The following is an 8,290-nucleotide window of genomic DNA, read 5'->3' on the forward strand; positions in this document are numbered from 1 at the left end:
GCTGAGCGGTCGAACACGAAAGGGCTCCCGCCGACCCAATTCGCGTGCGCCAGGTTTGACGCCAACGGCGAGGGGACGGACAGGGCCGTGAGCGGGACCCCGGCGCGGCGGGGGGCCAGGCAGGGTGGCGGGTGTTCCGCCGGAGGTACTATCGCTTAAAGCAGAGGGGGGAGGACGCGGCCTGGCGTCAAAGCGGCGACCTGGGCGCAGGAACGCCTTTTGGACCCATCTCTTCTGGTCTTCCATCGCTCACCCGGCGCTCCTTGCTGTGGGCCTCGTTGGCTGTTAACTTCGGCCTCCCCAAGGACTTCGTCACTTCGAGGTACACCCTGGGGTTGCCCCTATCCGACACGCAGCCCGCCGGGCCTTGACGGCAGGCAGGCGTCATGACCAAGACGCTATACTGCGCTCAGCCCACTCGTACGTCTTCGCCAGCCCGTCGGCCAGCTTCGTCTTGGGTCTCCAGCCGAGTACCTTCTCAGCCCGGCTGAGGTCTGGTAGCCTGCGGAGGACCCCAACCGGCTTGGTCGTGTCGTACTTTGGGGTGATCCGCTTGCCAGAGATGCCGATGACCTTTTCCGCGAGTGCCTTGACCGTCGTCTCCTCGGTGGAGCCGAGGTTGACGGTGAGGTTCCCCTTGGCCTCGACGTATTCGTCCAGCCTGAACAGGCCGTCAAGGAAGTCGTCGATGTAGAGGAAGGCCCTCCGCTGGGTCCCGTCCCCCCAGACGACGAAGTCTTCCTCGGGGTACCTGATGGCCTTCCTGATGAGGGAGCCGATGACCTGGCTCCTGTCCTCCTTCAGGTAGATGTTGGGGCCGTAGGCGTGGAAGATCCTCGCGATGCCGATCCTCTTCCAGAGCGCGGCAGAGCATCCAAACATCCTGTCATGCGTTGGTCAGGTCCCTAGGATGTAGCTCCTGCCACTCCTCCTTCTCCACCTGCCTGAAGGTCCGTTCCTCTTCCTCGAAATCGAAGCTGGACTTGCTCTTCCCTCGTCGGCCTCCTGCCTTTGCGAGTAGGTCGGGGAAGTTGGCGGACACGGCGAGGACCATCCTTTTCAGCGTCTGCTGGTGGTGCGGGAACTCCTCCATGGCCTTCATGCAGGAGGTGATGACTGCCTCCTTGGCGCCGTCGAAGCCTGCCTCCTTGAGGCCTTTGGCCCTGGTCTTGCACTCGGCCTCGACCATTCTGGCCATCTGGGACGTGACCTCCTGCGGGAGCTCGTCCCTGCGGTTGGACTTGCACAGCTCCTCGAATATCACGAGCCCCTTTTCTATCAGTCTCCCCTCCACGCCGTTCCCGAACTCGGCGCGCACCATCGCAGCCTTCGAGATCATGCCGTAGGTCGTCCCCTTCATCCGGATGGGACTGGTGCGGAAGACGCGATGGAGGGGGTTGACGAAGGAGTTCTGGCCCTTCAGCCCCTCGCCCAAGGGAGTGGATGAGTGGGGCATTTGGTACCCAGAAGTGGTCCCGCACACTGGGCAGACCCTCTCCCCGTCGTCAGCCAGGACGAACTCTTCGACGTGATACTGGTCGGCGTGGAGGTCCTTCGGGTCGAAGAAGTCACCGAAGCGGCGGCGGAGCTTGGAGTAGGCGATGGAGACGTTGCTCCCCTTCACCCCCTCGAAGGAGGGGTCGGTCTCTCGGATGAATCTGGCAAGATCTGACGGATGGCCCTGGAGCCGGGGGTGCCCCTGCAGCACCATCACCACCGTTGACTGGAGGCGAGGCGGTCGGCCGACCCTCCTGACTGTCGCAGGATGCCCGGATTTCATGGCCTACTTCCGTCGTCTGTAAGCAGGGTTATGGACGGCTTCCTTGCTGCAGGGATGGTGTCGGCCGCGGAGGGCCTCTGGGGAGGGGGTTCCCTCTTTCCTGTAACCTCTGTAACGTCTGTAACATGGGATTCCCTCCAGAGCTGGACCCCCTTCTTCGTCAGCCTGTAGCCGGGGGAGGTCTTCTCTACCACCCCCATGGCTTTGAGCTCTGCACAGACTCTCCTGATGGAGGGGGCCTCGTGGCCGATGTCTTCGGCGAGGTAAGGGCTGTTCCTCGGTCCCTTGGCGAGCGCCTCGATGATCTTGGATGCCAGCTCGCTCCTGCGCATGAAGGCGGAGTACTCCCTTCTGTCCTCCTCCGTGACAGAGATCTCGCCGTGCATGACCCTGTAGTCCTCGACCTCGAGCAATTCGAGGACCTCCTCCAGGAAATCCCTCGCGAGCCTGATGTGCGCCTCATTCACCTCTAGGGTGACGCCGTCCGTGGTGCTGAAGGCGAGTGCTGCGAAAGCGGCGGATATCCTCAGGAGGGAGAGGAGGGAGTCCTCGTTCACCACTGGGACTTCGGGGACCGAGTACCTCGCCAGCAGGTCCTTGTAGGCGGCCTTGGCCTCTTCCATGGCGTCGTCGTCGAACCTTACGCAGGAGGGGTTCCTTGACCAGGCCCACAGGACGAGGGATTTGAGGTTCGAAAGGAACTCGGGGTCGTCGACGCCGTGCAGGGTGGCGTCGGCGATCCTGTCTGGGTCCACCTCCCCCGCCCTGAAGGGGATGGCGAGGTCCCATCGGGTGAGGTCGGCCTGGTCCTTGAAGCAGGGTAGCTCCCTCAGGGCCATGCACGGGTAGGGGTAGAGCCCCATCTCCTGCCGTGCGTTGCTGTCGGCCACGACCCGGGTGCGCGCCCAGGCCCTCGCAGAGAAGCTCCTCCTCACCTCGACGTAGAGCTTGGCAAGGGTCTCCCTCATCGTGGCCAGATCCTCTGCCGGAAACTTGTGGAGCGCCTCGAGCACCACCAGTCCTCGGTCCGCCTCGACCATGACCCCCCAGACGACCATCCCCCGCTCCGAGTCTATGGCGTAGGTGATGCCGGTGCGGCTGCTCGTCTCCCCGATGGCGTGCTTCCCCAGGCCGAGCTTCTGGCGGAGGTAGTCCTCGACCGAGCCCTTCCCCTGACGGGGGTCCCCGAAGAGCATCGCCCGGACCGTCCCGGGCCTGAGCTGGCCGCTCACGTCGATCCAGGTTGGGGAGAGGTAGGCGAGGAGGACTGCGAGCTTCGCCTGGTCCCGCCCGGCGATGCGGGGGTTGCACTTCGACGCCAGGAACTCCAGGGACTTCAGAGACTCGGAGTAGGGCGAGAAGTAGCTCCGGAGGGCCTCCACATCGTCCGGGGTCAGGTCGAACGAGTCGACCGACGGGAAGTCCTGCCTGACGGCGTCGACGAGCAGCTCGATGTTCGAGTTCCGCGGGTTGACGACGAGCGTCCCCTCGAGCTCCACGTCCTTGTTCTGAGGAGCCCTCCCTAGCACGTACCCGCCCAGGAGGGAGCCGGAGGTCGGCCCGGAGGACGGCTCGTCGAGGGCTGAGGTGTCTCGCAGCAGGACGCCCTGGTAGGTCAACGGGGGACCCGTCGACCGGGTCACGGCCCAATTGTGAGGCATGCCACTGTCCCCGCAGGGCTCTTCCGCACCTCGCTGAACCTGCGCGGTTGTCTCTCCGACCATGAGGGCATAGAGGCGTCCAGGGTCGGCGGACGCGTCGCAGTCCTTTGCCTTTCCGCACCGAGTACAGACAGCCCTGAAGCTCGCGAAGACCGCCTTGACCCCGGATTCACCTGAGATGTGCGCCCTGACGGCGACGCGCTTGCCGACAAGTTCGCCCCTGAGGTCAGCGAACCTGAGTCTCGCCGGTCCGCCACGGACGCTTCCGTCGTTCTGCCCGCCTCTGACCATCTTGTGCTCGCTAATCCTTAGCGAACGTGGTATTTAAGCCCGCTAGTCGATAGCGTGCTAACATCTAGCGAGCATTGAAATACCCATCTCGCACCTGCTTTGCCGTGGACGAGCTAGAGAAGGGGATACTCGCTCAGCTGGGTCCGGGGAGGATGATGATCTCTGAGATCGAAGAGTCGGGCCAGGCGGCGAGGCAGACTCTCCACACCAGGGTCGAGCAGCTGGTCGCCGGGGGCTACGTCCGAGAGGAGAGGGAAGAGAAGCTCCCGTTCCGAAGGTACCTCTCCCTGACGGAGAAGGGGCAGGACGCGCTGGAGCTCGAACTCTCCAGAGACAGGGCGGAGCTGGAGGAGCGCGCGGCGGGGGAGAAGGGCCTGTACGAGACGGGTTGGTTCTTCAGGGACTTCGTACACAACGACCTCGCCCCGAGGGAGTCCGTAGTCAAGGGGGCCCTCAGGATGGTGGGGACGTTCGGGATGCTCCCGGCTTACAGAGACATCCTTCAGCCCGCTTTCAGGCCCAACGCGGACGAAAAGGACTACGCCGAGCTGCTCATGCGGCTCTTCGTGGACTCGGTCGACTACGAGGGGCTCTTCGGGGAAGACGAGAGGCTGAGAGCGTTCGTCGACAGCTATCCGCCTTTCAGGAGGACGATTGCAAGGGGACGCTGGATGGTGGCGACAGGGTTGAGGGGGGAGCACTTCGACTACCTCTCGGCGTTCGGGCGCCCGGAGGTCAGGAGGCTGACCAGGAGGCGCTTCGTCATGAAACTTGAGGAGAACTACCTCAGGTCCATGAACGAGGAGTGTTCACGCGTGGCAGGGGAGGGTGTGTCTCTTGGCAGGGACAGCTTCCTGGAGGTCCTCTGCTGGGTGCGCCTCAAGATGAGGAGCCTCCCTGCGAGGGCCTACGACAGGCTCAGGGATCAACTGCTGCTCATCGCCCTTTCAGGTTTGGGCCTCGTCGAGGAGGGGCGGGCTGGGCCCCATCCCGCCTGAAAGAGAGCGGGGTCTGCGAGTCAGACGAGATTCGGTCGGATGCTACATCTTCCTTTCCGGTTGACTCCATCCGGCCTAGGTATTTCGTGACCACCCTGTTTCCCTCGCGCCACTCTGCGTACCTGTAGGGGCCATGAGCCGCGCTGCATCTCCCACAGTTGATTGTCAGCATCCGGACGGTCGCGTTCTCCGGCACTGCTTTGCTCTTGGAGGCGGTCTCGGCTTCGGGCGCTATGCAACTGCTCCGCAAGGTGATCCATCCTCCTTATGCTACAAGACGTTGCATCCAAATTTAAGGGCCCACAAGATCGACGGAGACCCTGATGCAAGGGTGTCTGAAAGTGAATGGGTCTGGGCGGTTCTTATGCTACAAAGGCTGGCGTAGCATAAGAAGACGCTTTCACCGACCCCTCCTCACGATAGGGCACCAAGTTCGGGGCAGCTTATCCTGCAAGACTTCCTGGACTCGGAGAGATGGAGACCACCGCCGTGCAGCCCTCCTCGAGCAAGGACGGGCGGGATGCCTCAGGCGACCTGAATGGCCCCTACGAAATCCTAGGGGTGAGCAAAGGCGCTTCCAAGGCGGAGATCGCGGATGCCTTCAGGAAGTTGACACCTCCTGGACCAGCGGCTCGTCTCCTCGGGCAGGAGGACTCGGGCCACGCGGCTGGCGGCCTTACAATTGGTAGGGTTTTTATACGAAAGGTAGGTCCGAACTGCCGATGGCTAAACAGAGCGTAGTAGGCCCGAAAGGACAGATAACCCTCCCGAAAGAGATGAGAGAGCATTATCACCTGCTGGAAGGCGAGGAAGTTGTCTTGGTCGAGGAGGCGGAGGGCGTCTTGGTGAGGCACCGGCCCGCGGGGCTGAGGGGAAGGTTCAGGGGGAGGATGGACCTGAACGGGCTGGACAGAGATGTCAGGGAGCTGCGCGAAAAGTGGACCCTCTAGGCTGACGACATGAAGCTGTACGTGGCTGACACGGTCGCACTCGCCCGCTACCTGGAAGACGACCTCCCCAGCAGGGCCGAGGGCGCCTTCCGCGAAGCCGAAGCGGGTGCGGCGGTAATCCTGATCCCTGAAGTCGTCATCGGTGAATTCGCCTATGTCGCCCTGAAGGGCCGTCTCAAGACCAGGGACCCGAAGTCAGACATCAGGGAGCTGATGAGGGAGATCGCCGCTTCGTCTTATCTGGCTGCGGCCGCGATGGACCCGGCTGCCTGGGAGAAGTTCCTCGACTGCACGGTGCCTGAGCTGCACGACAGGATGATCTATTCCATCGCGTCCTCAAGGGGGGCGTCTGCGATTATAACCCCCGACAAGGACTTGAAGCTCTCCGGCTTCCCGACTCTTTGGTGAAGGGCGCCGAGAAGAGCGGCTCGGAGGAATGTCAGCGGTCGTGGCCGCTTTTGTAGCATGAAGAGACACTTTCACTCTCCCCTCCTCTCGTTTCGACGCCAAGACAGTCGTCGTTTATTTGGCCTCCTGCCCCGAGTCTGGGGAGATGCAAACGACCTCTGTCCAACCGTCGCGGACCAACGGATGGGACAGCGCGCCGGGGTCGAAGAACTTCTACGAAATCCTAGGGGTGAGCAAAGGCGCTTCCAAGGCGGAGATCGCGGATGCCTTCAGGAAGTTGGCCCTCCGGTATCACCCAGACAGGAGCAAGGATGGGGAGGCTGCAGTGAAGTTCGCAGAGATAAGCGAGGCCTACGCAGTGCTGTCCGACGACGAGGAGAGGGCCCTGTACGACGCGCTGGGGCCGGGGAGGTACGACGACCCGTGGGAGGTCCGCCGCTACCGCGAGCGGCAGGAGGAGGCGGCGCGTGAGGCGAGGGCCCTGGAGGCGGAAAAGTGGGAGCAGAGAGGCGGGGCAGTAAACACGATCATAGGCTCTCTCATCTGCCTCGTCGGCCTTGACGCGTTAATCCCGTCCTACGTCCTCGGCCCCTGGGACTACGTGTTCAACGGCTTCGTCATCCTCTGCCTGCTGGTGGGGGCCCACCAGTTGTTCGAGGACTGATGGGCTGCCGTCCTGCGATTGCCTTCATTCCGGCGTCCCGGCGACCTGTATTCCCTGCTTCTCCGCCATGCGCCTCGACGACGGCTGAGGGAGTCCGCTCCCCCGGGTCGTCTTCACCCCGCGCAGGTCGCCCGAGGGCGGGTGTACGAGGAGCCCCATCTCCTCCCTCCCGAGGATGACGAAGGGGAGCGAGTGCTTCCAGAACAGATAGTCCTTGACGTAGGAGTCCATCGGTGTCTTGACGTCGAGCGCCCGGCGCTGGACCATGTCGACGAGCATCCTAGGGTCGTCCGTCCACCACGCCTTCAGGCTGTCCCCCAGCTTCGAGTCCCCTCCCAGAGACGAGGCGGGCGAAGGGCCGAGCCAGCGCCCCCTCCTCACCTCCCCGGCGTCCTCGACCATGCCGAAGGGGAGCTGGTCCGTCCCCTCTTTGCCGAAGTCCACGACCCCGCGGACGACCATGGCGACGAGCCTAGAGCTTGACTTCGCCTCGATGTGGTCCTTCAGCCTCGGGAAGTATGCGAAGAACTCCCCTCCCTTCCCCGGATGTTCGGTCGGCTCGGGGTTCTCTTGAGTCAGGGCCGCATATGGGCTCACATAGGGCCCGGAGATGATGTCGTATCTGTTGGAGAGGGTGGACATCAGGTCGCCAAGCTGGTCGTGAAGCCCGGCCTCGAACCATTCGAACTGGACCCAGGCGAACCTGCTCCTCTGGAGGGTGATGAGGAGCGAGGTCATGAGCTGGCCGGTCTTCCTGGTGTCGTAGACGGCGAAGCAGTGCCCCTGCTCGTTGCCGACGAAGAAGAAGCGCGTGCTGGAGGGGTCGAGCTTCGACAGCCAAGGCGGCACTGGATATGACTTTCCGTCCCTCGAAGTGGCTGTTGCCACTCCAGTCGCGGGCGGGAGGCCGACCTTGATGTGCTGCCGGTAGAGCTTGACCGCCAGATCCAAGTCCCAAGAGGCGGAGGAGCCGAAGCAGAGCTCCGACTCGGAGCCGTCCCAGAACAGCTCGAAAGACCGGGGGTGGTTGGAGACGATGGCGTCGGCTGCCGCCTGCACCGATGCCTGTTCCAGCGGCTCCTTCTGCAGAGGGACCGAGATGGGCTGCAGGAACCAGTCTTGCTCGGCGGCGGTCATCTCTTCCCCTCCTTCGTCGGGGCGGCCTTCAGGGAGGCCCAATCGATGTACGGATATCTAGCACGGGGGCTGCTGTAGAGGAGCCATCGTTTCGGGCGATCGAACGCCAGCATGAGGGAGGCGGCGAGGGCCGCGCCGGCAAGAGCCGCCTGGACGAGGGGATAGACGTCCCCGAGGCCTCCATAGGGGTGATAGTGAGCGGGACCGGCTCGTCGAGGGAGTTCGTCCAGCGGCTCGGGAGGCTTCTCAGGAAGAGCGAGGGGAAGGGGAAGGCGAGGCTTATCGAGCTTGTCTCGAGGGAGACGTCTGAGACGAGAACAAGTTCGAGGAGGAAACGCGCCAGGGGGAGGCGGAGGGCAGAATCGAAAGCCGAAGAAGAGAAGGAAAGAGCCCCCGAGCCT

Annotated in this window: 9 protein-coding genes; 5 read left to right on the plus strand and 4 right to left on the minus strand. The window is 63.3% G+C overall.

Annotated features, from left to right (window positions below; all coding sequences use genetic code 11):
• Window positions 1–384 precede the first annotated feature (384 nt).
• From JRN21_10755 to JRN21_10765, 3 genes are read right to left on the minus strand one after another with little or no spacing between them, the layout of a single operon-like run.
• Window positions 385–882: an NAD-dependent epimerase/dehydratase family protein gene (locus tag JRN21_10755; GenBank protein MDG6989780.1), complete on the minus strand. Its 498-nt coding sequence runs from the start codon at window positions 880–882 to the stop codon at window positions 385–387.
• 4 nt (window positions 883–886) lie between these two features.
• A complete protein-coding gene (locus tag JRN21_10760; protein MDG6989781.1) occupies window positions 887–1,780 on the minus strand; it encodes a hypothetical protein in 894 nt (297 codons plus the stop codon).
• The gene (locus tag JRN21_10765) at window positions 1,777–3,732 is read right to left on the minus strand and encodes a hypothetical protein (protein ID MDG6989782.1); all 1,956 of its coding nucleotides are present in this window, start codon (window positions 3,730–3,732) and stop codon (window positions 1,777–1,779) included. The genes JRN21_10760 and JRN21_10765 overlap by 4 nt, the downstream gene beginning before the upstream one ends.
• A gap of 104 nt (window positions 3,733–3,836) precedes the next feature.
• On the opposite strand from JRN21_10765, the gene JRN21_10770 reads away from it, so the two are divergent.
• From JRN21_10770 to JRN21_10785, 4 genes are all read left to right on the plus strand, one after another.
• Complete coding sequence (locus tag JRN21_10770) at window positions 3,837–4,730, plus strand: hypothetical protein (protein ID MDG6989783.1); 894 nt, start codon at window positions 3,837–3,839, stop codon at window positions 4,728–4,730.
• Between the two features lie 722 nt (window positions 4,731–5,452).
• Window positions 5,453–5,680 carry an AbrB/MazE/SpoVT family DNA-binding domain-containing protein gene (locus JRN21_10775; protein MDG6989784.1) on the plus strand — a complete coding sequence of 76 codons (228 nt, stop codon included), beginning with the start codon at window positions 5,453–5,455 and terminating at the stop codon, window positions 5,678–5,680.
• 9 nt (window positions 5,681–5,689) lie between these two features.
• Complete coding sequence (locus tag JRN21_10780; protein ID MDG6989785.1) at window positions 5,690–6,088, plus strand: type II toxin-antitoxin system VapC family toxin; 399 nt, start codon at window positions 5,690–5,692, stop codon at window positions 6,086–6,088.
• A gap of 145 nt (window positions 6,089–6,233) precedes the next feature.
• Window positions 6,234–6,752 carry a DnaJ domain-containing protein gene (locus JRN21_10785; GenBank protein ID MDG6989786.1) on the plus strand — a complete coding sequence of 173 codons (519 nt, stop codon included), beginning with the start codon at window positions 6,234–6,236 and terminating at the stop codon, window positions 6,750–6,752.
• A gap of 24 nt (window positions 6,753–6,776) precedes the next feature.
• Here the strand turns inward: JRN21_10785 and JRN21_10790 are convergent, their stop codons facing one another.
• Entirely contained in the window at window positions 6,777–7,889 is a 1,113-nt protein-coding gene (locus tag JRN21_10790) for a hypothetical protein (GenBank protein MDG6989787.1), read from the minus strand.
• Here JRN21_10790 and JRN21_10795 point away from each other — a divergent pair.
• Window positions 7,814–8,290, plus strand: a 477-nt coding sequence (locus JRN21_10795) for a hypothetical protein (protein ID MDG6989788.1), incomplete at its 3' end; no start/stop codon positions are given. The two genes, JRN21_10790 and JRN21_10795, sit on opposite strands and share 76 nt — an antisense overlap.

Source organism: Nitrososphaerota archaeon (assembly GCA_029785825.1).
Lineage (GTDB): Archaea > Thermoproteota > Nitrososphaeria > Nitrososphaerales > Gagatemarchaeaceae > UBA183.

Bases quoted from the DNA above. Each gene is read 5' to 3' on its own strand.
- JRN21_10755 (MDG6989780.1), bottom strand. From the start codon at position 882: ATGTTTGGATGCTCTGCCGCGCTCTGGAAGAGGATCGGCATCGCGAGG.
- JRN21_10760 (MDG6989781.1), bottom strand. From the start codon at position 1,780: ATGAAATCCGGGCATCCTGCGACAGTCAGGAGGGTCGGCCGACCGCCT.
- JRN21_10765 (MDG6989782.1), bottom strand. From the start codon at position 3,732: ATGGTCAGAGGCGGGCAGAACGACGGAAGCGTCCGTGGCGGACCGGCG.
- JRN21_10775 (MDG6989784.1), top strand. From the start codon at position 5,453: ATGGCTAAACAGAGCGTAGTAGGCCCGAAAGGACAGATAACCCTCCCG.
- JRN21_10780 (MDG6989785.1), top strand. From the start codon at position 5,690: ATGAAGCTGTACGTGGCTGACACGGTCGCACTCGCCCGCTACCTGGAA.
- JRN21_10785 (MDG6989786.1), top strand. From the start codon at position 6,234: ATGCAAACGACCTCTGTCCAACCGTCGCGGACCAACGGATGGGACAGC.
- JRN21_10790 (MDG6989787.1), bottom strand. From the start codon at position 7,889: ATGACCGCCGCCGAGCAAGACTGGTTCCTGCAGCCCATCTCGGTCCCT.